The organism is Nocardioides thalensis, from assembly GCF_013410655.1.
In the GTDB taxonomy this organism is placed as follows: domain Bacteria; phylum Actinomycetota; class Actinomycetes; order Propionibacteriales; family Nocardioidaceae; genus Nocardioides; species Nocardioides thalensis.
The window spans coordinates 1,509,291-1,534,356 of the sequence record NZ_JACCFP010000001.1; the positions used below are offsets into that span (position 1 = coordinate 1,509,291).

Sequence of the window (25,066 nt, forward strand, 5' to 3'; positions counted from 1 at the left end):
CCTCGGACGAACTCCCGAGATACCCCGAGAGGTACCAATGACCGACTCGACCGCGTGGGTGCTGCTCTGCACCGCACTCGTTCTCTTCATGACGCCGGGCCTGGCGTTCTTCTACGGCGGCCTGGTGAAGTCCAAGTCCGTCATCTCGATGATGATGCTGAGCTTCGGCTCGCTCGGCCTGATCAGCGTGCTGTGGATCCTCTACGGCTTCAACATGGGCGACCTGACCGGCGACGGCCTCGGGAAGTTCGTCGGCAACCCGTTCTCCGACTTCGGCCTCGGCGACCTGGCGCGTGAGGCGGAGGGCTCGCCCCTGACCGGCGTCGCCTTCGGCGCCTCGTTCGCGATCATCACCGTCGCGCTGATCTCCGGCGCCGTCGCCGACCGCGCGCGCTTCTGGCCGTGGATGCTCTTCGCCGGCGTGTGGGCCACGCTGTCCTACTTCCCCGTGCAGGCGTGGGTGTGGAACGCCGACCACGGCTGGATCTTCAACTTCGGCGAGACCGGCGTCCTCGACTGGGCCGGCGGCACGGCGGTGCACATCAACGCCGGCGCGGCGGCGCTCGCGCTCGCGCTGGTGCTCGGCAAGCGCAAGGTCGGCTTCTCCAAGGAGGAGGCGCAGCCGCACAACGTGCCCCTCGTCCTCATCGGCACCGCGATCCTGTGGTTCGGCTGGTTCGGCTTCAACACCGGTCTCAACACCGGTGAAGCCGGCGCGGGCCTGATCTTCCTCAACACGGTCGGCGCCCCGGCCGCCGCGATGCTCGGCTGGATCGCCGTGGAGCACTTCAAGGAGGGCAAGGCGACCGCCGTGGGCGCCGCCTCCGGCGTCGTGGCCGGCCTCGTCGCCATCACCCCGGCGTGCGCCCATGTGACGCCCGTGTTCGCGATGCTGCTCGGCCTGGTGGCCGGCGTGATCTGCGCCTTCGCGATCGACCTGAAGTTCAAGCTGGGCTACGACGACACGCTCGACGTCGTCGGCATCCACCTGGTCGCCGGCATCATCGGCTGCTGGGCGCTGGGCTTCATCGCCGCGTTCCCGGAGACCGGCCTGTTCTACGGCGCCAACGTCGACCAGCTGGTCGCCCAGGTCGTCTGCTCGGTGGCCGTGCTCGTCTACTCGTTCGTCGTCGCCTACGTCGTGGGCTTCGCGATCGAGAAGACCATCGGCTTCCGCGCCAAGGAGGAGGACGAGGTCGCCGGCCTCGACCTCGCGCTCCACGGCGAGGGCTACGCCATCAACTGAATCCGCTGGCCGAACCGGCATGGTTCGGGGTTCGAACTGGCACAGTCCGGGGTTCGACACGGCACTGATCGGGGCCCGGGTCCGCACGCGCTGCGGGCCCGGGCCCCGTCGCCGTTCGGGTACGCCGAACCCCGCCCGCTCGGACCCCGATCCCTGCCAGTTCGCGAGCCGAACCGTGCCTGTTCGGCGGGCTCAGAGGTCGCCGAGGCGGCGGCTGGCCGCCTGGATCCTCGAGGAGAGGTCCTGGACCTCGTCGAGGACGTCCTGGGCCAGCCACACGGGTGCGCGGCGGGACCGGGCGGCCCGGGTGAGTACGGCGGCCGCGGTCAGCGTGTCGACGGCGTCGACGGCGGCGCTCTCGGGGAGGTCGAGGCGCTCCATCACGAGCGCGATGTTGACGATCGGCTCCTCGGTGAGCAGGTCCATCAGCCGGTGGAGCGGGGTGCCGGGTCGGGAGCCGCCCACGGTGTCGTGCCAGCGCGCCCGGATCTCGCGGATCGACGTCGCGGTCGCCCACGACTCCGCGGTCGCGACGCTCGTGGCGGCGGCGAGCATCGCGATCAGCGTGGCGGCGCGGCCGCTGCGGTAGTCGTTCAGTGCCGCGAAGTAGCGGTCGCGGTGCCCCACCAACGCCGAGGCGATCGGGACCGTGAGGTGCCGGGTGGCGCGTCGCCGGCGCAGCACGGCGTGGATCAGCGTGCGCCCGATCCGGCCGTTGCCGTCGATGAACGGGTGGATCGACTCGAACTGCGCGTGCACGATGGCGGCCTGCACCAGCGGCGGCAGGTCGTCGCGGTTGGCGAACGCGACCAGGTCGTCGATGTAGCCCTCCACCGTCTCCGGCGGCGGGGGCACGTGCAGGGCGCCGAGGGGCGAGTAGTCGCTGCCGCCGACCCAGTTCTGGGTCGTGCGGAACCTGCCCGCCCGCGGCGCCTCGTCGGGGTGGTGCCGGAACAGCTGGTGGTGGGCGCGGAGGATCGCCTCCGCGCGGATGCTCCGGGTGTCCTCCGCGTCGCGGATCATCGTCGCCAGGGCGGCGGTGGCCGAGGCCATCGACGTGGCCGACGCGTTGGCGCCGACACCCAGCAGCGCCCGGCCGTAGTCCGCCAGGCTCGCGTCGACGTTCTCGATCTTCGAGGAGTCGACCGACTCGGTGCGCAGCTGGAGGTGGTTGAGGCCGTCGAGGGTGCGTCCGTGCACCAGGTCGAGGTGGCCCAGGTTGCCGGTGCTCGCGGTGGTCATGGCGGCGAGCGGCCGGTCGATCGGGTAGTCGAGGTCGCGGATCATCGGCGGCAGGCTGACCTCGATCTCGGTCACCTGCCGGTCGGCGCGCGGTCCCCGCCGTACCCGCTGCCGCCACGGCCGCCGCTCCCAGGCGTGCGGCGTCCAGTCCAGTGCCGGTGCCGGTGCCACCGATTTCCACCTGTCCTCGACGCTGTGGGAAGATCGTCCGTCGGGCCACGGACGCTTCTGCCACAGGGGAATCGTCGTACGTGCCGCCCACCGGATATCGAACCACTATTCCGCGGTTGACCTGTGGCACTCGCGAGGAGCCATCATGAGCAACGTTTCCCCCGCCGTCGTCGCCGAGCTCGGCAACGCGGCCAAGCGCACCGACATCCCCGACTTCCGCGCCGGTGACACCGTCAAGGTGCACGTGAAGGTCGTCGAGGGCAACCGGTCGCGTGTCCAGATCTTCCAGGGCGTCGTCATCCGGATCCACGGCTCCGGCGTCGGCCGCACCTTCACCGTCCGCAAGGTCTCCTTCGGCGTCGGTGTCGAGCGGACCTTCCCGCTCCACTCGCCGATCTTCGAGCAGATCGAGGTCGTCACCCGCGGTGACGTCCGTCGCGCGAAGCTCTACTACCTGCGCAACCTCCGCGGCAAGGCCGCCAAGATCAAGGAGCGCCGCGAGGCCTGATCAGGTTGGTCGAGTAGCCCGAGCCGCTAGGCGAGGGCGTATCGAGACCTCGTACGCCGTCCGCAGTCCTGCGGGCGGCGTACTGCATTTCCGAGGCCGTTCCCGGAACCCATCGCCACCCTCCTACCCGCTTCGCGGGTGGCTCGCGCGCTCGCGACCCCAGCACCTCCGGGCTCGTTCCTCGCCCGGTGCTGGGTCGCTCGCTTGCTCGCCTAGACTCGACCCTCGTGACCACTGATGCCTCCGATCCGGAGACCCCCGAGGACGTCGCGGCGGCGGGCGAGGAGGCGCAGGAGCCGGAGAAGAAGCGCAAGCACATGCCGGTGTGGCAGGAGAGCATCCTGCTGCTCGCGATCGCGCTCGGCCTGGCCGTGGTCATCAAGACGCTTTTCGTGCAGGCGTTCTACATCCCGTCGCAGTCGATGGAGCCGGGACTGATCGAGAACGACCGGATCCTGGTCCAGAAGGTCTCGTACTGGTTCGGCCGCGACCCGCAGCGGGGCGACGTCGTCGTGTTCGAGGACCCGGGCGGCTGGCTCCAGAGTGGCGACGACCAGCAGCCGACCGGGCTGGCCAACGTGCTGTCCAAGGTCGGGCTCTACCCGACCGGCGGGCACCTGGTGAAGCGGGTCATCGGCACCGAGGGCGACGTGATCGAGTGCTGCGACGAGCAGGGCAGGATCCTCGTCAACGGCGAGCCGGTCGACGAGAGCGAGTACATCGCCAAGGCCCACGGCAAGTGCGCCGGCGACTTCGACGCGCCGGCGGGCGCGCAGCCGTGCGACTGGACCGTCGGCCCGGTGCCCGACGGCAAGCTCTTCGTGATGGGCGACAACCGCGCGGAGTCGGCCGACTCGCGCTACAAGCTGTGCGGCACGGAGCAGGAGTCCTGCACGACGAGCCCCTGGGTCGACACCGAGCTGGTCGTCGGCCGGGTGTTCTCGCTCGTGTGGCCGCAGGACCGCTGGGACTGGATCAGCCGCCCCGAGGCGTTCGCGGACGTGCCCAACGACCCCGAGGGTGCGCCCGAGGACTCGCTCACGGCCGAGTAGGAGCCGCGAGCACGACATGTCGACGCTGCCCAGGGGAGCGACGGTACGGCGCGACGCCGGCCTCTACGGCTACGAGCGCGCCCTGAGGCGGCACGGGATCGAGCCGATCGCCGGAGTCGACGAGGCCGGGCGTGGTGCGTGCGCCGGGCCGCTCGTGGCCGGCGCCGCGATCCTGCCGCCCGGCAAGGCGGGGATCATCCCCGGGCTCGCGGACTCCAAGCTGCTGACGGCCGCGGCCCGGGAGCGTTGCTACGACCAGATCGTGCGCCGGGCGGACGCCTGGGCGGTGGTCGTGCTCCCGCACGACGAGTGCGACCGGCTCGGGATGCACGTCGCCAACGTCGAGGCGCTGCGGCGGGCCGTCGCCAAGCTGCACGTCGCGCCGTCGTACGTCCTCACCGACGGCTTCCCCGTCGACGGGCTCGGCGCGCCCGGCCTGGCGGTGTGGAAGGGCGACCGGGTCGCGGCGTGCGTGGCGGCGGCGTCGGTGCTCGCGAAGGTGACGCGCGACCGGATCATGACCGAGATGGACGCCGACTGGCCGGCCTACGACTTCAAGACGCACAAGGGCTACATCACGCCGACCCACAGCGCCGCCCTCGAGAGGCACGGACCCTCGCCGGTGCACCGCATGCGGTTCGTCAACGTACGGCGCGCAGCGGGCCTCGAACCGTGGCCCGAGGACACCACCGCGGCGCTAGAGTCGGAGGATCCAGCCGGGCCGTGTGAAGCAGACGATGGGGAGATGCCGTGAGCGCCGAGGACCTCGAGAAGTACGAGACCGAGCAGGAGCTCACCCTCTACCGGGAGTACCGCGACGTCGTCGGCATCTTCAAGTACGTCGTCGAGACCGACCGCCGGTTCTACCTCTGCAACTCCGTCGACGTGAAGGCCCGCACCGAGGCCGGCGAGGTGTTCTTCGAGGTGACCATCAACGACGCCTGGGTGTGGGACATGTACCGCCCGGCGCGCTTCGCGAAGAGCGTGAAGGTGCTGACGTTCAAGGACGTCAACGTCGAGGAGCTGGCCACCTCCGACCTCGAGCTGCCCAAGTAGTTCAACGCTCAACAGGGGTCCCGGGACCTTGGTCCCGATTTCCCGCCCGCCTCTGGCGGGTGCGTCCCGCCCCTGCCTACGCTCCCGGGTGATGGGTCCTCAGGGAGGGTGACCCGTCACCTGGGAAAGGCGTTGGCATGCCTGGTCGACGATGCCATCGAGGGCCGCCCGGTCACGGGGGAGTGATCGCTCGATACGAGTGGCGGCGGGCCCCGGCACGCCGGGACGACCGCGGAGCGGTCACCCTGTTCGTGAGCGCGGTGATGGTCGTGCTGATGCTCGCGGCGGCGTTCGTCGTCGACCTCGGCATGCAGCGCGTGGCGCGCTCCGACATGCAGGCGCTGGCCGACGTCGTCGCGCTGGACCTGGCGCGCGAGCTGGACGGCGAGCGGACCGCGGGCGAGCTGCAGGGGCCGATGGAGTCGGCAGCCGACGCGTCGACGCTGAGGAACTCCTCGACCCTCGGGTTCGACCCCGCGGACCCACCCGCGCTGACCATCACGCTCGGCGTCATGGACGCGGACGGCGAGTTCCTGGCCGTCCTGCCGAGCGAGGTCCCGACGGCCGTCAGGGTGCAGGCATCCACCTCGGTCGGGTTCGCCTTCGCCGGCGTGACCGGCGTCGAGGACGGGCAGGCGAGCCGCAGGGCCATCGGCGCGGCAGAGTCCGCGGCGTGCTTCCAGCTCGGCTCGTACGCCGCGACGGTCAAGCCCGCGGCCGCCGAGCTGTTCGGCGACCTGATGGAGCAGCTGGTCGGCCAGTCGACCGTGGGCCTCGTCGGCTACAACGGCCTGGCGACGACCCGCGTGACCCTGCTCGACATCGTGGACGAGCTGAGCGTGGACCTCGGCACCGTCGACGGGCTCCTCACGACGACCGTGCTGCTGTCCGACTTCTACCTCGCGATCGCCACGGTCCTCGAGCGTGACGGCAAGACCGCCGAGGCGAAGGTGCTCGAGTGGGCGGCGGCGAGCTTCGTCGCCGAGCAGCCGGTGCTGATCGGCGACCTGATCGCTCTCTCGTCCTCGTCCGCGGCAGCTCTCGAGACGGAGTTCAACGTGCTCGACCTGCTCGTCGGCTCCGCGTTCCTGGCCAACGGCCAGAACTTCCTGGACCTGGCCAACCTCCAGGCAGGGAACTCCTCGATCGGCTGGACCAGCACCTCCTTCCAGATCATCGAGGAGCCGCGCCGGGCGTGCGACGACGACGAGGCGCGGACCGCCCAGGTCCGGCTCAACTCCACCGCGAACCTCCAGCTCGACAACGCACCGCTCCTGGACAAGGGGCCGGTCAGCCTCCGGCTCCAGGGCGCGGACGGGAAGCCGGACAACCGGGTGGTCCTCGCGCTCTCCGTCGAGCTGGCCGGGGCACACGGCCGCCTGACCGACGTCAACTGCGGGCCCCCGGTCACGTTCGAGGCCGACATCTGGCGGGACCTGATCACCACCAGCCTCAACGGTTCGGTGATCCTCGGCGGCAGCGTCGAGGTCCAGCTGCCCCTCCTGGTCGGAACGGTGAAGGTCCAGGTGCCGGTGAGGGTGGCCATGACCGTCAGCGCGAACGCCTCGAAGCCCGCGAGCACGCTGCCCACGCACGTCACCGTGTCCTACCCGCCCCAGGAGTACGGCGAGCCGGTCTCGGCGGGCATCGACCGGACGGTGCTTCCGTACGTCGACCTCGACCTGGTCGAGAGCACGCTCGAGGTCGGCCCCGTGAAGGTCGGCGGGATCACCATCGCGACCGACGTCCTGACGGCGGCGGTGAACCCGCTCCTCCAGGGCGTGCTGCCGAGCCTGCTCACGAAGTTCGCGCTCGCCAACCAGGTGGTCGACACGGTCAACGAGATCCTCGTGCCGCTCCAGACCGGGATGGGACTCACCCTCGCCGGTGCCGACTTCTTCGCGCTGCCGACGCCGCAGTGCGGGACGCCACGGCTGGTCGGCTGAGCGCACCGAGGAGGACCGCGCCGCTCCGGGACCTTCGTCCTCATTTCCTCGTGAGTGCTATGGCCCACGCCCGGGACTCCCTACCCTCGTCAGTGCTGTCAGGGAGGGCAGCACTCGGGAAGGTGGGAGGGCGCGGACGTGCGCGTACGCCGTGAGCAACGTGGTGCTGCCGCGGTCGAGCTCGCCCTCGTGCTGCCGTTCCTGCTCGTCCTGGTCGGCGGCATCCTCCAGTTCAGCTGGTACCTCTACGCGATGCAGTCCGGCACCTCGGCGGCGAGCGACCTGGTCCGACGGATCTCGGTCGGCGACTGCCAGTCCGCGGCCGCCCAGCTCGCGCTGGTCGACAGCCGACTCGGGCCGGCCGACGCGGGCTCCATCCCGCTCGCGGTCTCGGCTCCCACCGAGCCCCTCGAGGCAGAGGACATCGGCACGACGGTCGAGGTGACGGTGACGTTCGAGACGGCTGACTTCAACCTGCCGGTGATCTCGGAGTTCTACGACCCCACGGTCACGCGCACCGCCAGCGCCCGCGTCGAGGACAGCGAGTCCACGCCGGGCGGCTGCTGATGCGGCTTCACCGTCGTCGGGGCGAGGAGGGCCAGGTCGCGGTCCTGGTCGGGCTGCTGTCCGTCGTGCTGATGGGCGCCGCGTCGATGGCCGTAGACCTGGGCCAGGCGTTCGTCCAGCGGCAGGACGTGCAGAAGGACACCGACCTCGCGGCGCTCGCCGGCGTCGGGGGGAGCAACCTGCCCGGCACGACGTCGGGATCGTGCGGCTACGGACCGCGGGCCGTGGCGACCGACCAGGCCGTCGTGGACGTGGCGGCGCACCTGGTCGCGAATGCGGGCGACACCTGGGCGGTGACGCCGACCCCGACCGGCCTGGTGGACTGCGACCTCGCCAACGGAGAGGTCCTCTACGGGACGGTGTCCACGGTGTCCGGGGCGCTCCGGCTGGCCCCCGACCCGTACCTCCTGACGGTCCTGAGCCCGGAGCGGGAGGTGAGCTTCGCGTTCGCGCCCGTCCTCGGCTCCGACAGCACCCGGGTCGACGCGCAAGCGACGGCGGCGATCAGGTCTCCGGCCGTGCGGTCGGTGCCCTTCTACGCTTTCGTCGGCTGTGACTGGGGGCGGCAGACCATCGCCCAGCCCAACAACGGGCACGCCGCGACGACGGTCAGTCTCGCGTTCCCCGACGAGTCCAACGGTGCCACGTTGACCAGCCTGACGACCGATCCTCTCTCGGACCCGCCGAGGATCACCGTCCCGGCTCCGGACCCGTCGCCGCTCACGATCGCGGGCACCGGCCTCAAGAACGCGCAGAAGCCCGTGACGGGGCTAGGCTTCTTCGAGCCCGGGGGCAGCTCGCCGGTGTGGGTGCCCGCCGCGGACTTCGCCACGCACACCGACACCTCGATCCGCCTGGCCAACGTCCCGGCAGGAGTCCGGACCGTGCCTGGTGACTGGTACGTCCGGGTCCGGACCAGCGACGGTTGGTCGAAGGTCTACGACAACCGCGGCGCGCTGCTCGCGCTCCCGCTGATCGTCGGCAACCCCACGCTGACCTGCGGCCAGGGCTCCAGCGGCGGCAACTTCGGCACCCTGCGGCTGTTCCCCAGCTGGGGTGGCGGGTCGACCAACGTCCAGATCGCCCTCAACATCGCGAAGGGGCTGGAGCACACCCTCGCCGCCCACCCGTCGCCGGTGGCGACGGGCCTCTGCGGCACGGGCACGGCCGGCACCGTGCTGTGGCCGAACGAGGCCACCAACTGCATCTCCACCGACCCCGGCATGGCGGCCCAGGCCGCCCAGGCCGGCTTCATCGAGGGAGTCGGGTCGACGAAGGGACGGCTCGGCAACGTGCAGCCCGGCACCGGTTGCGCCGAGTCCGGCGTACCCGCGACGACCGTGCTCGAGGGCTTCGTGATCAACAACGACACGTTGTCGTGCTTCCTGACGGACGACGGCGTCAACCTCGGCACGGTCAACTCCGCGGACTACGCCGGGGACCCCGTCTTCTCGCCTGCGATCTACCACTCGCCGCGGTTCATGCTGATCCCGGTCCTGCGGGTGCAGCCAACGTCGGGAGCCAGCAGGTCCTACCAGATCGTGGGCTTCCGGCCGGCGTTCCTGACCGGCCAGCCCAACTCGGCCACGCGGACCACGCCGGCCGGTCCGGGGAACGGCCTGACCCTCGACCGGCACGGCGAGATCGAGTCGGTGCAGGTCGTGTTCATCAACGGCAACGCGCTGCCGCCCATGGACGCGGCCGGTACGACGGACTACGCGGGGTCGGGGCCACGGGTGATCCGGCTCGTCGACTGAGGCCCTCGCGGGGCCGGCCAGTGCCGTAGTCACAACGGACTAGGACCAAAGACCCAACCGTGCAGGATCGCCTGCAATACGTTCCGTTGCCGGTTATCGCGGGTCTACTGTGACGGTGCGCCGCTCGGGGGCGGACGAGGGAGCGAACGGCGGGGAGGGCCTGCGATGGGGCGCATGCGTGTGCGACGACGACGCGAGGAGCGTGGTGCGTCCGCGGTCGAGTTCGCGCTGTTGGTCCTGCCGCTGTCGCTGCTGGTCTTCGGCATCATCGCGTTCGGGATCATGCTGAGCTTCCGGCAGACCCTCAGCCAGGCCGCCACCGAGGGGGCGCGGGCGGCCGCCGTGCAGATCGACGAGACCAAGCGCCAGGGTGACGCCGAGGCAGCGGTCGCCGAGGCGATGGGTGCGGTCATCTTCGGCGACGGCAACATGGTGTGCAACGACGGCGTGCTCGTGTGCGACGCGGAGCCCTACGTGGCCGGAGCAGGGGAGACCCCGTGCGCCGCCGACGCGGAGTGCTACGAGGTCACCGTCTCGTACCCCTACCGGGCCGAGGGGCCCGTCCAGATCCCGCTCGTCAACGAGCTGATGCCGGAGACCCTCGAGTACTCCGCCGTAGTGAGGGTGAGTTGAGGCCCCGTCCGCGTGACGGGCGGGACGAGCGCGGAGCGGCGGCGGTCTTCGTGTCGCTCATCCTCGTCGTCCTGCTGCTCATCGCCGGGTTCGCGGTCGACCTCGGCGTCCAGCGTGTCGCCCGCACCGACGCGCAGTCGCTCGCCGACGTGGTGGCGCTCGACCTGGTCCGCGACCTCGAGGGCCGGACGGTCGCCCAGATCGGCAGCCTCCAGCCCGCAGCAGACGCGAGTCGCGACCGGAACCTCGACGTGGCGGGCTTCGACCCCGACGACCCGCCCGAGATCACCTCGATCGAGCTCGGCGAGCTCGACGACCTCGGCGCGTTCGTGGCCGGCTCGACCACGGCCGGCTACGACCCGCAGACCTACGTGCCGACCGCGGTGAGGGTGGGCGTCAACACCGATGTCGGCTTCGCGTTCGCCGGGATCACCGGTGACGACGAGGGTGAAGCCAACCGACGTGCCGTGGCGACGGCGGACGAGAGCGCGTGCTTCCGCCTGGGGTCGTTCATCGCGTCGCTCGACTCCCGACAGAGTGCGCTCCTCAACCCCATCCTGAGCGCGCTGTTCGGCAGCACCGTCAGCCTGACCGCGGTCGGTTACCAGGGCCTCGCAGCCGCCGACGTGTCGCTCCTCGACCTCGTCGACGTCGGCGGGCTCAACGTCGGATCGGTCGACCAGCTCCTGGCGCTCGACAACGTCAGTGCTGCCGACCTGTTCCTCGCCGCGGCCAACGTCCTCGACCAACAGGGCAACGCCGCGCAGGCCGACATCCTGCGTGCACTCGCGCTCAAGCTGCCCACTCCTACGATCGACATCGCGGAGCTGATCGAGGCCGCGCCCGGCTCGCAGGCCGCCCTCGACGCCAGCATCAACGTGCTCGACCTCGTGACGGGCACGGTGCTCGTCGCCAACGAGGACCATGCCGTCGCGATCCCGAACCTCGGCATCTCGGTGCCCGGTGTCGGCAACGTTGCCGCGACCCTGACGGTCATCGAGTCGCCGCGCACGATGTGCGGACCTGTCGGCACCACCAACGAGACGGCACAGGTGCGGCTGACCGCGAGTATCCACCTGAGCTCGAGGCTGCTCTCGGTGCCGGCGCTCGGCACGAGCGTCGAGCTGAAGGAGACCGACCTGACGCTCTCGTTCGACCTCGGCAAGGCCATCGCCGAGCTGACGGACGTGAACTGCCCGAGCGGCGAGGCCGAGAGCATCACCGTCGACCTGCGCTCCGGGGTCCTCGGCTCGATCAGCCTGGCCGGGTCCCTCGGCGTGAAGGCGCGGGTCGATCCCGTCGGCTCGCTGTTGAACAGCATCCTGAGCCTGCTCAACCTCGGGAGCCTGCTGAAGCCGCCGTACCTGACCCTCGACTCGTCGGTGAGCCTGGCCGCCGGCGCGCCGCCGGCGACGACGTACGACAAGACCGGGCTCGTCGTGCCGCTCCCCGAGGGCTACGAGACCCCCACCGGGTCGGGCACGGGGGACGTCCTTCAGCCCCTCTCCGTGACGCCGGTGGTCAACACCGACCTCGTCCTCCACTACTGGGAGGGCCTGCTGCTCCTGGGCCAGTGGAAGGAGCGACACCTCACCGACCCGCTGAACACGGTCTTCAACAACGTGCTCAGCCCGATCACCAGCACGATCGTGAGCTCGATCCTCAACCCGCTCGTCCAGGCGCTCCAGGACCAGCTGGTCAAGCCGCTTGCCGACCTCCTCGGCCTCCAGCTGGGCGGTGCCGACGTCTTCGCCGTGCCCACCCCGACCTGCGGCGCTCCGCGCCTCGTCGGCTGATCGCCCCGGCCCGGCCGCCCGGATGGTGGCGATGAGCTCGACGGTCCACCTGCGTGACCCCGGCCTGTGGAACGTCCACGGACTCCACAGGCCGACGGCCACCGTTCGCATCGTGTCGACGGACCTCGCCAACCTGTGGGGCGAGGAGGTCGGACATGACAGAGACCATGGAGCCTGGTCACGAGGCTCGCGTCGCTCGCAGCTCGAGCACCGAGGTGACGACGGCGGAGGCACGACAGGCGCTCGGGCGCTACGGCGAGGACGTCGCGGAGCGGCTGCTCACCGACGAGGACCATCGGATGGTGCTCCTCGACCGCAACTGGAGGTGCGCCGACGGCGAGCTCGACCTGGTGCTGCGCGACGGCGACGTGCTCGTGGCCTGCGAGGTGAAGACGCGTACGTCCCTCGCCGCAGGCACGCCCCACGAGGCGGTCACCGACGACAAGCTCGCCCGCCTCAAGCGGCTCGCTCAGCTGTGGGCCGAGCAGCGGGGCCTGCGGCCACCGGAGACCCGGATCGACCTGGTCGCCGTGATGCGCCCGCGCAAGGGACCGGCGCAGGTCGACCACGTGCGCGGGCTGGCCTGATGCCGCACGCCACGACGCACACCGTCACCCTCAACGGGGCCCTGGGGCACCTCGTCGACGTCCAGGCCGACGTCTCGATGGGCCAGGCCAACGTCACCCTGGTGGGCCGCGCCGACGCTGCGATCCGCGAGGGCGTCGACCGGATCCGCACCGCCCTGATCAACAGCGACCTGGGGTGGCCCGCCACCAAGCGGACCACGATCCTGCTGTCGCCCGCCGACGTGGCGAAGTCGGGCACCCACTTCGACGTCGCCCTCGCCGTCGCGGTCGCCTGGGCCGACGCTGGCCTGGACCCCCGCGACCTCGACGCCACGGCGTTCGTCGGTGAGCTCACCCTCTCCGGCGGGGTCCGGCCCGCCGTGGGCGTCCTGCCCATGGTGCTGGCCGCCGCCGAGCGGGGGATCAGCCGGGTGTTCGTACCAGAGCCCCAGATGGACGAGGCGGCGATGGTGCCCGGCGTCGAGGTCTACGGCGTGCGTTCGCTCGCCCAGGTGGTCGCGCTGCTGCGCGGCCAGGAGCCGCCGGCCGCGCCGCCGGTCGCCGCGGCGTCGGGCACGCAGCTGCTGACGTGGCTCGGGGAGGAGCGTCTCGACGAGCTCGACTTCGCCGACCTCAACGGGCTCGTCGACGTGAAGTACGCCGTCGAGGTCGCGGCCGCCGGCGGACACGCGATCCTGCTCTCCGGGCCCAAGGGCGCGGGCAAGACCAGCATCGCGGAGCGGATCCCGACGATCATGCCCGACCTCACGGCCGAGGAGTCGCTCGAGCTCACTGCGGTGCACTCGCTGGCGGGGGTCCTCGACCCCGGCGGCGGGATGATCTACCGCCCGCCCTTCGCCGCGCCCCACCACGACGCGAGCAAGGCGAGCATCGTCGGCGGCGGCAACGGCCAGGTCAGGCCCGGGGAGATCTCCCGCGCCCATTGCGGCGTCCTGTTTCTCGACGAGTTCCCGCTGTTCCGCGCCGACGTGATCGAGGCGCTGCGCCAGCCGCTCGAGAGCGGCGACATCACGATCGCGCGCCAGGAGGAGTCGGTGCGGCTCCCCGCGCGGGGCCTGCTGGTGCTCGCGTCGAACCCGTGCCCGTGCGGCAACTACGCGACGAACCCCCAGGCCAACCGGTGCAACTGCGCCGAAGCCGTGCGGCGTCACTACCGCAACAAGCTCTCGGGCCCGATCGTCGACCGCATCGACATCACCCGTCACGTCACACCGGCCAAGCCGTCCGACGGCGACCCGTTCCGGCCGGCCGAGACGTCGGCGCAGATGGCCGAGCGCGTCGCGGCCGCCCGCCGCCGCCAGCACGAGCGGTTCGTCGGATGCAGCTGGCGCCTCAACAGCCAGATCCCGAGCCCGCGGCTCAAGGACGCCTGGCCGGTCCCGCGGAAGGCGCAGGAGCTGATCGATCGCGAGACCTATCGGGGGCGGCTCAGTGCTCGCGGCGCCGTACGCGTCGCGCGCATCGCCTGGACGGTCGCCGACCTCGCCTCGGTGCGCCTGGGGATCGATGTCCGGCCAGGGGTCGACGAGGTCAGCACGGCGCTGCGCCTGCGCGCCGGCGAGCCGCTCGACCTGCGGCTGGCACTCGAGGAGCGCGCCGGATGAACGTGCAACCGGTTCTCTTCCAGGCGCCGGAGCCGGCAAACCTCGACCAGGAGCGCCGGGCGCGCCTGACCCTCAACCTGATCGCCGAGCCGGGGGACTGGGCGTTCCTCGCCGTCGCTCACGAGATCGGCGGCATCGCGATGCTCCGCGCGATCCACGACGACCCCCGCAAGCACGAGCTGCTCGAGGCCGCCGCGGCGCGGTTGGCCGAGGTCGATGTCGACCGCACGATGGAGGAGGCCGACCGGCTCGGGCTGCGGTTCGTCATTCCCGGCGACGACGAGTGGCCCGGCCAGGTGGAGGACCTCTACGGCCACGAGCCGATCTCCGAGCGGGGAGGTCCCCCCATCGGCCTCTGGGTCAAGGGCCCGCTCCGGCTCGACACCCTGGGGGAGTCCGTGGCGATCGTCGGCTCGCGATCCTCGACCTCGTACGGCGAGTCGGTGGCCGCCGACATCGCCGCCCAGCTGGGTCACGCCGACGTCCCGATCGTGTCCGGCGCGGCGTACGGGATCGACTACGCGGCCCACCGGGGCGCGCTGAGCACCCGGGCGCCCACGGTCGCAGTGCTCGCCTGCGGCGCCGACCGCGTCTACCCGACGGCGCACCGCCAGCTGCTCGACCACCTCGGCCGGGAGCACGCCGTGGTCTCCGAGGCGCCGCCCGGGCACTCCCCGCAGCGGATCCGCTTCCTCGCCCGCAACCGGCTCATCGCCGCCCTGTCCAAGGGAACGGTCGTCGTCGAGGCGGCCTACCGCAGCGGCGCGATCAGCACGGTCAATTGGGCGGCCCGGTTGAACCGGGTGGTCATGGGCGTGCCCGGGCCGATCTCTGTCGCGACCAGTGCGGGCGTGCACCAGCTGATCCGCAACCACGTCGCCACGCTCGTCACCTCCGGTGACGACGTGCTCGAGCTCATCGGCAAGGCAGGCGAGCACGTTCGCGACGAGCCGCGCGGCCCCGACAACCCGCGCGACCTGCTGACGTTCCGCGAGCGGCAGGTGCTCGACGCCGTCCCGGTCGCACAGAGTGCGGGCGTCGACTCGATAGCGGTGGTCGCGGGGCTCGGAGTCGCGCCGGTGCGACGAGCGCTCGAGGGGCTGCTGCAGAAGGGCTTCGTCGAGAGGGACCACTCCGGGTGGCACCTCACCGATCTCGCGATGACCTGACACAGATGAGCAAGTCCCACGCCTCGCGCGCTGCGCGACGCTCAGCATCTACGCTCGAGGCATGTCCGAGCCCGCCGCACCCGAGCAGCCCGCTGCCGAGCTGCCCGAGGCGATGGCGCGGGTGCTCGGCGACTACGAGCGCCACCTGAGGTCCGAGCGCGACGTCGCACCGCTGACGGTCAAGGCCTACATCGGTGACATCACCGGCCTGCTCGACCACGCCCACCGGCTCGGCGACACCGACCCGGCCGAGCTGGACCTGCGCACCCTGCGCAGCTGGCTGGCCAAGCAGCAGACCATGGGGCGGTCGCGGACCACCCTCGGCCGCAAGGCGACCGCCGCCCGGGTGTTCACCGCGTGGCTGGCGCGCACCGGCCGGGCGCCGACCGACGTCGGTTCGTCGCTCGGCTCGCCCAAGCCCCACAAGACGCTGCCCGACGTGCTCCGGGTCGACGAGGCGAGGGCCCTCATCGAGGCGGCCGCTGCGACCGCCGCCGACGGCACGCCCACCGGGCTCCGCGACGTGGCGATGCTCGAGCTGCTCTACGCGACCGGCATCCGCGTGGGGGAGCTCGTGGGCATCGACGTCGACGACATCGACCGCGACCGCAACGTCGCGCGCGTCTTCGGCAAGGGACGCAAGGAGCGCACGGTCCCGTTCGGGCACCCCGCCGCGACCGCGATCGACCGGTGGCTCTCAGCCGGACGACCCCTGCTGGCCCGCGAGGGGTCGGGGCCGGCACTCTTCCTCGGCGCCCGCGGGGGCCGTGTCGACCAGCGGGTCGTGCGGGCGGTCGTGCACCGGATGCTCGCCGACGTGCCCGGCGCGCCGGACCTCGGCCCACACGGCCTCCGGCACACCGCGGCCACGCACCTCCTCGAGGGGGGAGCGGACCTGCGCGCGGTGCAGGAGCTCCTCGGCCACGCCTCGCTCGCCACGACCCAGCGCTACACCCACGTGACCACCGACCGGCTCCGTCGCGCCTACCGGCAGGCGCATCCACGGGCGTGAGCTCTGCGGGCCGGTCTGTGATGATGACCGGGTGGCGCAGAGGACGTTGTCCGACGTGGCCCGTGCGATGGACCGCAGCGGGCTGCTGACCGTCGAGCGCGCCCGCGTGCTGCAGCTGGCGGCGGCCGCCGATCGACCGGCCGGCTACAAGTGCAGCCACCCGGAGCTGGCCGGCATGGGCTGGACCCACCCCTGGCCCGACGAGCCGATGACGCCGCACGCCTGCTGCCGGGACGACGAGCACTGCCCGTCCCACTGGTCGCGCTGAGCCCGATCAGGAGAAGAGTCCCGCGAGCCCGACGGGGCGTGTCCAGCCGGCGTACGGCGACCGCGTCGGCGCGCCCGGCCCGACGCGACCGGCGGCCACGGGCTCGTCGCGCCACAGCGGCAGCAGCCGCACCGGCCCGAGACCGACCAGCAGGAGCGGATCGAGGTAGACGTCGTCGCTGTTGCGGATCCACCCCCAGTGCAGGCAGGCCCGCGGGAAGCAGTGCGACCCCGGGAGGTCGAGGGACCCGATCGGAGCGCCTGCCGCGACCGGGTCACCCACCTGCACCGACGCGCTCACCGGCTCGTAGGTCGTGCGCGTGTCGCCGTGGTCGACGACCACCACGCCGCGGCCGGCGAGCATCCCCGCGTAGGTCACCGTCCCTGCCAGCGCCGCGTGCACCGTCTGCCCGGGCCGGCCGAGCAGGTCGACGCCGCGGTGGCCGGCGCCGTACGGCGTGTCCGGCGGGTCGAACCGCTCCACCACCTCCGGTTGCGGCCGGAGCGGCCAGGCGCCGCGAGGGACCTCGTCGTCGGCAGCGGCGCGGGGGAGTGCCACGACGGCGAGGGCCGACGCGAGGAGCAGCGACGAGATGACGGTGCGCATGCGAGCAGCGTGCGCCGCGCGGGCGCCGATCGGGATCGTCGCGGGTCCCGGCTGTGGACAGCGGGGTCCGGCAGCACCCCTGTGGACCGTTCCCGGCCCGCTCGGGGATTGGTGCGGGCACGGTCACAGCGGATACCCTGGGCGGACCGGTTCCAGGACCGCCCGTGTGGGCTGCCCGGGAGCCGGAATACGCGCGTCAGCAGACCACGACGGGTCCCCCTCCGGGGCCCGACCGCCCGTGGGTGACGGTCCTCAGTCCTGAGCAGTCAGGTCGGGCCGCACGCAGGCGCCAGGACCGAACTGAAAACAACCCAACAGGAGACACCATCATGGCTGTCGTGACCATGCGCCAGCTCCTCGAGAGCGGCGTCCACTTCGGACACCAGACCCGTCGCTGGAACCCGAAGATGAAGCGGTTCATCCTCACCGACCGCAACGGCATCTACATCATCGACCTGCAGCAGTCGCTGGCCTACATCGACCGCAGCTACGCCTTCATCAAGGAGACCGTGGCCAAGGGCGGGACGATCATGTTCGTCGGTACCAAGAAGCAGGCCCAGGAGGCCATCGCCGAGCAGGCGCAGCGCGTGGGCATGCCCTACGTCAACCAGCGCTGGCTGGGCGGCATGCTCACCAACTTCTCGACCATGAGCCAGCGGATCAACCGCCTCAAGGAGCTCAGCGACGTCGACTTCGACGACGTGGCCGGCTCCAACCGCACGAAGAAGGAGCTCCTGCAGATGCGGCGGGAGCACGACAAGCTCGAGAAGACCCTCGGTGGCATCCGCGAGATGAGCCGGACCCCCTCCGCGGTGTGGATCGTCGACACCAACAAGGAGCACCTGGCGGTCGAGGAGGCCCGCAAGCTGCGGATCCCGATCATCGCCATCCTCGACTCCAACTGCGACCCCGACGTCGTCGACTTCCCGATCCCGGGCAACGACGACGCGATCCGCGCGGTCGGCCTGCTGACCCGCGTCGTCGCCGACGCCGTCGCCGAGGGCCTCATCGCCCGCTCCGGCGCCAAGGGCGGCGACGCCGCCACGGCCGAGGAGCCGCTGGCCGAGTGGGAGCGCGAGCTGCTCGAGCAGCAGGAGGCCGCTCCGGCCGCCGACGCCGCTCCGGCCGCCGACGCCGCGCCGGCCACCGAGGCCGCGCCCGCTGCCGAGGCGCCCGCCGAGGACGCCGCGACCGAGGCCCCCGCCGAGGCCGCCCCGGCCACCGAGGAGCCCGCCGCCGAGACCGAGGCCCCGGCCGAGGCCTGAGCCGCCGGCCGACCGACACCATCCGTTAGATCGAGGGAGATCCATGGCTTACACCGCCGCCGACGTGAAGAAGCTCCGTGAGCTGACCCAGGCCGGGATGATGGACTGCAAGAAGGCGCTCGACGAGACCGACGGCGACTTCGACAAGGCCGTCGAGCTGCTCCGCGTCAAGGGTGCGGCCAAGGCCGCCGCCCGCGCCGCCGAGCGCGAGGCGTCCTCCGGCCTGGTCGCGGCCTCGGGCAGCGCCCTGATCAGCCTCAAGGCCGAGACCGACTTCGTCGCGAAGAACGAGGCGTTCATCAACGCGGCCCAGGCCATCGCCGACGCCGCGAACGCCAACAAGATCGGCGACGCCGAGGCGCTCAAGGCCGTGTCGCTCGGCGAGAAGACCGTCGGCGAGACCGTCGACGAGCTCGCTCGCACCATCGGCGAGAAGATCGAGCTCGGCGAGGTCGCCTACTTCGACGGCCCGACCACCGTCTACCTGCACAAGAAGGCCTCCGACCTGCCGCCGGCCCTCGGCGTGCTGGTGGAGTTCGAGGGTGACGAGGCTGCTGCCAAGCAGGCCGCCCAGCAGGCCGCCGCGCTCAAGGCGCAGTACCTCACCTCCGACGAGGTCCCGGCCGACATCGTCGCCGCCGAGAAGGACGTGCTGACCAAGAAGACGCTGGAGGAGGGCAAGCCCGAGGCTGCCGTCGCCAAGATCGTCGAGGGTCGCATCGGCGCGTTCTTCAAGGAGATCGTGCTCCTCGACCAGGAGTCGGTCTTCGAGTCGAAGAAGTCGGTCAAGCAGGTGCTCGACGCCGCGAACACCACCGTTAAGCGGTTCGCCCGCTTCGAGGTGGGCGCCTGACGATCCGTAGCACGCACCTGGCGGCGTTGGCGGCGCTCGACGACCGCTTCGCCTGGTAGGTCGCCTTCGCGCCGCCGCCTTGCCAGGCACGCACTACGAATCGCCAGACCCGCGATCCTCACGAAGGCCGGGTCCCACTCACGTGGGGCCCGGCCTTCGGCATTTGTCGACGGCCGGACCGGGCCGACATTTCATCCGGACGGACGAATTCATTCCGCCATCCACAGGACGGCTCTCGCGTTAGGTTTGGCGCGCCGGCTGTCGGAGATGTGTCGGTGACGTGCGCCTCGCAGCATCGCGGGCGCCCCTCGTGTGTCAGGTGAAGGAGATCGTCAAATGGGACTCATCCAGGCTGCGACCGGCGCGGTCGGCGGCACCCTCGGCGACCAGTGGCTCGACTTCTACGGCGTACCCGACGGGGTGCCCTCGACCGCCGCGCTGTTCCCGGCGGTGGCCAAGGGGAGGAACGCCGGCCGCGGCAGCAACGACAGCGGCTCCAACGGCGTGATCACCAACGGCTCCAAGATCATCGTCCCCGAGGGCTACGGCGTGGTCCTGTTCGAGGACGGCGGCTTCACCGGCTTCGCGGCCGAGCCGGGTGCCTACGTGTGGAACTCCGACGAGCCCGCGTCGCAGTCGGTGTTCTCCGGCGGCGGCCTCGTCGACTCGGTGATCAGGCAGAGCTGGGAGCGGTTCAAGTTCGGCGGCCGCCCCTCCACGCAGCAGAACGCGGTGTTCGTGACGCTCAAGGAGCTGCCCAACAACAAGTTCGGCACCCAGTCGGAGATCTACTGGGACGACGCGTTCCTCAACACCCAGGTCGGCGCGATCACCCGCGGCACCTACACGCTGAAGATCACCGACCCGCTGACCTTCATCCGCAACTTCGTCCCCGCCAACGTGATCGGCGGCCGAGCCGTCTTCGACTTCACCGACATCGACAACCCCGCGGGCGAGCAGCTCTTCAACGAGGTGGTCGGCTCCCTGGCCCCGGCGTTCTCGATGTACACCAACGACCCCGCGAAGGGGAACCGCATCGCGCGTCTCCAGCAGGACTCGATCGGTTTCGCTCAGTCGCTCTCCGCCGCTGTCGAGCAGAACTACCAGTGGAAGACCGACCGCGGCCTCGAGATCGTCAAGACGGCCATCGTCTCGATCGAGTACGACGCGACGACCCGTGAGCTGCTGAAGAACGTGCAGCGCGCCGACGCGCTCTCCGGCGCCCGCGGCAACTCCAACCTCCAGGCGTCCGTCGCGGCCGGTATCGAGGCAGCCGGCGAGAACGCCGGCCCGGGTGGCGTGCTCGGCATGGGCATGGCCGCCAACAGCATGGGCGTCGGCGGGCTCCAGCAGCCCGTCGCCCCGCCGGCGCCGGCCGCCCCCGCGGCACCCGCCGCACCCGCAGCCCCGGCTGCCCCCGCGGCCGAGGACCCGATGACCGTGCTCAAGCGCGCCAAGGAGATGCTCGACGCCGGCCTGATCACCCAGGCCGACTACGACGCCGCGAAGGCCAAGGCGCTCGGTCTCTGACATGTCACAGGAGTCCGTGGAACCCCAGCAGCCCACCTTCGACGGGCCGCCGCTGTCGCTCGAGGAGGAGCTCGCCGCGGCGAAGGCAGAGCCCGAGCCCAAGCCGAGCATCGAGACCGTCAACGAGTCGCTCAAGGACGGGCTCAACCGGTGCCCGAAGTGCGGCTCCACCGACGTCCGGCTCCGCGGCTCGACCGGCATGCTCGTCTGCCTGTTCTGCCGCAACGAGTGGCAGGAGGCCCGGGTCGAGGAGGAGTTCGGCCTCGGCGAGGGCATCGAGGAGCTCGAGGGCACCGTCATCGCCAGCGGGGCCGAGAACATCGTGGCCGACGTGGCCGACCAGCTCACCTTCAAGTGCGAGGCGTGCGGCGCTGAGGTGGTCGTCGACACGGCGCACGCGCTCAACGCGCGCTGCCACTGGTGCCGCCACACCCTCAACGTCAACCAGCAGATCCCGAACGGGGCCGTGCCCGACGCCGTGCTTCCGTTCCACCTGACGAAGGAGCAGGCGGTCGAGAAGATCCGCGAGTTCGCCTCCAAGCGACGGCTCTTCGCCCACGGCCGGTTCAAGAAGGAGTTCGTGCCGGAGAACGTGCTCGGGGTCTACCTGCCCTACCTGGTCATCGACGCCCGTGCCGATGCCAAGTACTGGGGCAAGGGCGAGGTCCAGACCCGGCGCTGGACCGAGAAGAAGGGCGATGACACCGTCACCTACTACGCGGCCGACGTCTACCAGGTCGCGCGCCAGGTGAACTTCACCGTCGACGACCTGACCATCGAGGGCTCCGCCGAGCGGATGGACTTCGGCAGCGAGAACACCAACAACATCGTCAACGCGATCCTCCCGTTCGACACGAAGAACGCCGTCAAGTGGAACGCCAGCTATCTCGTCGGCTTCACCAGCGAGAAGCGCGACCTCAACGTCGACGCGCTGCACCCGGTCCTCGAGGACCAGCTGCTCTCGATCGGCCGGTCGCAGGTGCACGCCTCGCTGGCGCGGTTCGGCCGCGGGGTCCGCTGGGAGCAGGAGCAGATCGACGTCGGCGGGTCCCGCTGGGTGTCGATGTACCTGCCCGTGTGGCTCTACTCCTACCGGCAGGAGAGCAACGGTCTCCTCCACTACATCGCAGTCAACGCCCGGACCGGCGAGACCATGGGCAGCATCCCTGTCTCGCAGCCCAAGCTGCTGCTGGCGGCGTTCACGGTCGGCACGTTCCTCGAGGGCATCGCCGGCGCGATCCTGGTGGCGACGGCATGACCGCCGACCTCATCGTGCAGGCGGCGGACGACGGCGTCCTGTGGCTGCTCGCGGCCGGCCCGGCGGGCGCGGCGGCGACGTACTGGGCGTTCTACCGCTACTACCGCAACACCGACAAGTCGCACCACTTCGAGCGGGACACGATCATCTCGCCGCAGCCGGTGCAGGGCGGCGAGGAGAAGATCGACCACATCTCCCGGACCCGCGACTCCGACATCGACGGCGACAACAGCAGGAAGTTCCGGGAGCGGGTCCAGCGCATCCGCTGAGCGGTCCCGCGGACTGCGCAGGTCGACGGCGCGCCCGGTAGGGTCGCCTTCGTGACGGGATACGCGCGCGTGCTGCTCAAGCTCTCGGGTGAGGTGTTCGGTGGCGGCGACGTCGGCCTCGACCTCGACGTGATCAACCGGATCGCCGGGGAGGTCGCCGAGGTCGCCAAGGGCGGCACCCAGGTCGCGATCGTGGTCGGTGGCGGCAACTTCTTCCGCGGTGCCGAGCTCCAGCAGCGCGGCATGGAGCGCGCCCGTGCCGACTACATGGGCATGCTCGGCACGGTCATGAACTGCCTGGCGCTGCAGGACCTCACCGAGCAGCACGGCGTCGAGACCCGTGTCCAGACCGCGATCACGATGGGCCAGGTCGCCGAGCCCTACATCCCGCGCCGCGCCATCCGGCACATGGAGAAGGGCCGCGTCGTGATCTTCGGCGCCGGCGCAGGCATGCCGTTCTTCTCCACCGACACGGTGGCGGCCCAGCGTGCCCTGGAGACCCGCTGCGAGGTCATCCTGATGGGCAAGCAGGGCGTCGACGGCGTCTACGACGCCGACCCGAACAAGGTTCCCGGAGCGACCATGTTCGGCGAGCTGACCTACGACGAGTACCTCACCCGCGACCTCAAGGTCGCCGACGCGACCGGCATCAGCATGGCGCGCGACAACAAGATCGACATGGTCTTCTTCAACCTCTCCGTGGCGGGCAACATCGGCCGCGTGGTGCAGGGTGAGAAGATCGGCACGCTGGTCCACGCGGGCTGAGCCCCGACCCAGCCCGACCAGCCAGCAGAACGGACGAAGGAGAACCCGGTGATCAACGACATCCTCAACGAGGCCGACCAGAAGATGGGCAAGTCGGTCGACGCGACCCGCGAGGAGTTCGCGACCATCCGGGCGGGCCGCGCCACCCCCAGCATGTTCAGCAAGATCATGGTCGACTACTACGGCTCGCCGACCCCGATCCAGCAGCTCGCGTCGTTCACGGCGCCCGAGCCTCGGGTGATCCTGGTCCAGCCCTTCGACCAGGGCGCGAAGGCGAACATCGAGAAGGCGATCCGCGAGTCCGATCTCGGGGTCAACCCCTCCGACGACGGCCAGGTGCTGCGCTGCGTCTTCCCCGAGCTGACCGAGGAGCGCCGCAAGGAGTTCATCAAGCTCGCCAAGGAGAAGGCCGAGGGCGGCCGGGTCGCCGTGCGCCAGGTCCGCCAGAAGGCGAAGCAGAACCTCGAGCGGCTGGAGAAGGACGGCGAGGTCGGCAAGGACGACGTCACCGGCGCCGAGAAGAAGCTCGACGGCACGACCAAGAAGCACACCGACGCCATCGACGACCTGCTCAAGCAGAAGGAAGCCGAGCTCCTCGAGGTCTGAGCGATCTCAGGACCCGCGGACCCCGCCTCGATGAGCGACGCCACCCAGCCGCCCGACGCTGCGCCGACGTCTTCCGAACCGCCCACGAAGGACCACGGGCGGGCCGGTCGAGACCTCAAGGCCGCCGTCGGGTCAGCCGTCGTGCTGCTCGGCGCGGCGGGCGCCTCGTTGTACTTCTGGAAGCCGGCGTTCATGCTGATCGTCGCGATCGCCGTGGTGGTCGCGGTGTGGGAGATCCGCAAGGGACTCCTCGTCAAGGACATCGACCTGCCCGAGCAGCCGCTGATGGTCGGCGGCGTCGTCATGGTCGTCGTGGCCTACGTGTCGGGCGCGGCGGCGCTCGTCACGGCCACCGCCGTCACGGCCCTGGTGGTCATGCTCTGGCTGCTGCGCCGCGGCGTCGACGGCTACGTCAAGAACGCCACCGCCTCGGTCTTCACGATCGTCTACCTGCCGTTCCTCGGTTCCTTCGTGGCACTGATGCTCGCCGAGGGCGGCGACACCTGGACCGGCGGCGGGCTCGACGACGACGGCGTCGCGGGCATCATCACGTTCGTCCTGGTCACCATCGCCTCCGACATCGGCGGATACGTCGCTGGTGTCCTGTTCGGCAAGCACCCGATGGCCCCGGTGATCTCCCCGAAGAAGTCGTGGGAGGGCTTCTGCGGCTCGCTGCTCGCGACCGTCGGCGCCGGCGTCGCGCTCGTCGTCTACCTCCTCGACGGCGAGTGGTGGGTCGGCATCTGCCTCGGTCTGATCGCCGTCGTGATGGCCACCCTCGGCGACCTGTGCGAGTCGGTCATCAAGCGCGACCTCGGCGTGAAGGACATGAGCCAGGTCATCCCGGGACACGGCGGCATCCTCGACCGCCTCGACTCGCTGCTCGCCACGATCGCCCCCGTCTGGCTGTTGTTGCACTATGCGGTCTTCAGCTGAGCCGGACGTGCCGGAGGAGATCGGGACCCCGGACGACAAGAAGACGCTGCGCCCGGACTGGTGGCACCGCGACCACCCCGTGTTCGTCCCGCTCGCCGGGTTCTTCACCGGAATGGTCTTCATCATCCTGATCCCCGGCACGTACGCCGCGCTGCTCAAGGAGGTCGTCGGCTACGAGCGGGCGCAGGCGCTCTTCCCGTTCGTGCTGCTGACCTTCGTCGTACCGATCGGGCTGCTGGTGCCGCACCACACCCGGAAGTTCGCCCGCTACATGCTCTTCGGCGCCGTCGCGACGCTGCTCGTGGTGGGCGGCGTCGCCCTCGCCGTCGGCTGGTTCCTCTACACCCGCGATCGTTGATTTCGG

Annotated in this window: 26 protein-coding genes; 24 read left to right on the forward strand and 2 right to left on the reverse strand. The window is 70.9% G+C overall.

Annotated elements, in window-relative coordinates; genetic code table 11:
• Nucleotides 1-37 precede the first annotated feature (37 nt).
• Entirely contained in the window at nt 38-1,246 is a 1,209-nt protein-coding gene (locus tag HNR19_RS07455) for an ammonium transporter (protein ID WP_179667323.1), read from the forward strand.
• 192 nt (nt 1,247-1,438) lie between these two features.
• Here HNR19_RS07455 and HNR19_RS07460 read toward each other — a convergent pair whose 3' ends face one another.
• Nucleotides 1,439-2,659 (reverse strand): Fic family protein, encoded by a 1,221-nt coding sequence (locus HNR19_RS07460; protein WP_179667324.1) that lies wholly within the window; start codon nt 2,657-2,659, stop codon nt 1,439-1,441.
• Nucleotides 2,660-2,804: 145 nt separating this feature from the next.
• On the opposite strand from HNR19_RS07460, the gene rplS reads away from it, so the two are divergent.
• The 14 genes from rplS (at nt 2,805) to HNR19_RS07530 (ending at nt 16,614) form a co-directional block, all read left to right on the forward strand.
• Entirely contained in the window at nt 2,805-3,167 is a 363-nt protein-coding gene (rplS, locus tag HNR19_RS07465) for a 50S ribosomal protein L19 (protein ID WP_179667325.1), read from the forward strand.
• Nucleotides 3,168-3,394: 227 nt separating this feature from the next.
• Nucleotides 3,395-4,219 (forward strand): signal peptidase I, encoded by an 825-nt coding sequence (gene lepB, locus HNR19_RS07470; protein ID WP_343047097.1) that lies wholly within the window; start codon nt 3,395-3,397, stop codon nt 4,217-4,219.
• Between the two features lie 16 nt (nt 4,220-4,235).
• Nucleotides 4,236-4,973 carry a ribonuclease HII gene (locus HNR19_RS07475; protein ID WP_179667326.1) on the forward strand — a complete coding sequence of 246 codons (738 nt, stop codon included), beginning with the start codon at nt 4,236-4,238 and terminating at the stop codon, nt 4,971-4,973.
• Nucleotides 4,970-5,275 (forward strand): DUF2469 family protein, encoded by a 306-nt coding sequence (locus HNR19_RS07480; protein ID WP_179667327.1) that lies wholly within the window; start codon nt 4,970-4,972, stop codon nt 5,273-5,275. Before HNR19_RS07475 ends, HNR19_RS07480 begins: the two co-directional genes overlap by 4 nt.
• 137 nt (nt 5,276-5,412) lie before the next feature.
• Entirely contained in the window at nt 5,413-7,221 is a 1,809-nt protein-coding gene (locus HNR19_RS07485; RefSeq protein ID WP_281366467.1) for a pilus assembly protein TadG-related protein, read from the forward strand.
• A 138-nt stretch (nt 7,222-7,359) separates the two neighbouring features.
• Nucleotides 7,360-7,788 (forward strand): TadE/TadG family type IV pilus assembly protein, encoded by a 429-nt coding sequence (locus tag HNR19_RS07490; RefSeq protein WP_179667329.1) that lies wholly within the window; start codon nt 7,360-7,362, stop codon nt 7,786-7,788.
• Nucleotides 7,788-9,545, forward strand: a complete 1,758-nt coding sequence (locus HNR19_RS07495; RefSeq protein WP_179667330.1) for a pilus assembly protein TadG-related protein — start codon at nt 7,788-7,790, stop codon at nt 9,543-9,545. Before HNR19_RS07490 ends, HNR19_RS07495 begins: the two co-directional genes overlap by 1 nt.
• A gap of 165 nt (nt 9,546-9,710) precedes the next feature.
• The gene (locus tag HNR19_RS07500; RefSeq protein ID WP_179667331.1) at nt 9,711-10,178 is read left to right on the forward strand and encodes a TadE/TadG family type IV pilus assembly protein; all 468 of its coding nucleotides are present in this window, start codon (nt 9,711-9,713) and stop codon (nt 10,176-10,178) included.
• A complete protein-coding gene (locus tag HNR19_RS07505; RefSeq protein WP_343047339.1) occupies nt 10,061-11,974 on the forward strand; it encodes a pilus assembly protein TadG-related protein in 1,914 nt (637 codons plus the stop codon). Before HNR19_RS07500 ends, HNR19_RS07505 begins: the two co-directional genes overlap by 118 nt.
• 155 nt (nt 11,975-12,129) lie before the next feature.
• A complete protein-coding gene (locus tag HNR19_RS07510) occupies nt 12,130-12,561 on the forward strand; it encodes a YraN family protein (protein ID WP_246303489.1) in 432 nt (143 codons plus the stop codon).
• Nucleotides 12,561-14,165 carry a YifB family Mg chelatase-like AAA ATPase gene (locus tag HNR19_RS07515; RefSeq protein ID WP_179667333.1) on the forward strand — a complete coding sequence of 535 codons (1,605 nt, stop codon included), beginning with the start codon at nt 12,561-12,563 and terminating at the stop codon, nt 14,163-14,165. The genes HNR19_RS07510 and HNR19_RS07515 overlap by 1 nt, the downstream gene beginning before the upstream one ends.
• The gene (gene dprA, locus HNR19_RS07520) at nt 14,162-15,334 is read left to right on the forward strand and encodes a DNA-processing protein DprA (RefSeq protein ID WP_179667334.1); all 1,173 of its coding nucleotides are present in this window, start codon (nt 14,162-14,164) and stop codon (nt 15,332-15,334) included. The genes HNR19_RS07515 and dprA overlap by 4 nt, the downstream gene beginning before the upstream one ends.
• A gap of 61 nt (nt 15,335-15,395) precedes the next feature.
• Entirely contained in the window at nt 15,396-16,346 is a 951-nt protein-coding gene (locus tag HNR19_RS07525) for a tyrosine recombinase XerC (protein ID WP_179667335.1), read from the forward strand.
• Nucleotides 16,347-16,377: 31 nt separating this feature from the next.
• Entirely contained in the window at nt 16,378-16,614 is a 237-nt protein-coding gene (locus tag HNR19_RS07530) for a hypothetical protein (RefSeq protein ID WP_179667336.1), read from the forward strand.
• 6 nt (nt 16,615-16,620) lie between these two features.
• On the opposite strand, the gene HNR19_RS07535 is transcribed toward HNR19_RS07530, so the two are convergent.
• Entirely contained in the window at nt 16,621-17,220 is a 600-nt protein-coding gene (locus HNR19_RS07535; protein ID WP_179667337.1) for a murein hydrolase activator EnvC family protein, read from the reverse strand.
• A 329-nt stretch (nt 17,221-17,549) separates the two neighbouring features.
• Between HNR19_RS07535 and rpsB the strand changes: the two genes are divergently transcribed.
• From rpsB to HNR19_RS07580, 9 genes are all read left to right on the forward strand, one after another.
• Nucleotides 17,550-18,485 carry a 30S ribosomal protein S2 gene (gene rpsB, locus HNR19_RS07540; RefSeq protein WP_179667338.1) on the forward strand — a complete coding sequence of 312 codons (936 nt, stop codon included), beginning with the start codon at nt 17,550-17,552 and terminating at the stop codon, nt 18,483-18,485.
• A gap of 43 nt (nt 18,486-18,528) precedes the next feature.
• The gene (gene tsf / locus HNR19_RS07545; RefSeq protein ID WP_179667339.1) at nt 18,529-19,338 is read left to right on the forward strand and encodes a translation elongation factor Ts; all 810 of its coding nucleotides are present in this window, start codon (nt 18,529-18,531) and stop codon (nt 19,336-19,338) included.
• A gap of 336 nt (nt 19,339-19,674) precedes the next feature.
• On the forward strand, nt 19,675-20,868 hold the full coding sequence (locus HNR19_RS07550; RefSeq protein WP_179667340.1) for an SPFH domain-containing protein: 1,194 nt from the start codon (nt 19,675-19,677) through the stop codon (nt 20,866-20,868).
• 16 nt (nt 20,869-20,884) lie between these two features.
• Entirely contained in the window at nt 20,885-22,126 is a 1,242-nt protein-coding gene (locus tag HNR19_RS07555) for a TFIIB-type zinc ribbon-containing protein (RefSeq protein WP_218910181.1), read from the forward strand.
• Nucleotides 22,123-22,395 carry a hypothetical protein gene (locus tag HNR19_RS07560; protein ID WP_179667342.1) on the forward strand — a complete coding sequence of 91 codons (273 nt, stop codon included), beginning with the start codon at nt 22,123-22,125 and terminating at the stop codon, nt 22,393-22,395. The genes HNR19_RS07555 and HNR19_RS07560 overlap by 4 nt, the downstream gene beginning before the upstream one ends.
• Nucleotides 22,396-22,446: 51 nt before the next feature.
• Nucleotides 22,447-23,160 carry a UMP kinase gene (pyrH, locus tag HNR19_RS07565; protein WP_179667343.1) on the forward strand — a complete coding sequence of 238 codons (714 nt, stop codon included), beginning with the start codon at nt 22,447-22,449 and terminating at the stop codon, nt 23,158-23,160.
• 51 nt (nt 23,161-23,211) lie between these two features.
• Nucleotides 23,212-23,766, forward strand: coding sequence for a ribosome recycling factor (gene frr, locus HNR19_RS07570; protein WP_343047340.1), 555 nt, complete (start codon nt 23,212-23,214; stop codon nt 23,764-23,766).
• Between the two features lie 30 nt (nt 23,767-23,796).
• The gene (locus HNR19_RS07575; protein WP_179667345.1) at nt 23,797-24,702 is read left to right on the forward strand and encodes a phosphatidate cytidylyltransferase; all 906 of its coding nucleotides are present in this window, start codon (nt 23,797-23,799) and stop codon (nt 24,700-24,702) included.
• A complete protein-coding gene (locus tag HNR19_RS07580) occupies nt 24,686-25,060 on the forward strand; it encodes a hypothetical protein (protein WP_246303490.1) in 375 nt (124 codons plus the stop codon). Before HNR19_RS07575 ends, HNR19_RS07580 begins: the two co-directional genes overlap by 17 nt.
• Nucleotides 25,061-25,066 lie beyond the last annotated feature (6 nt).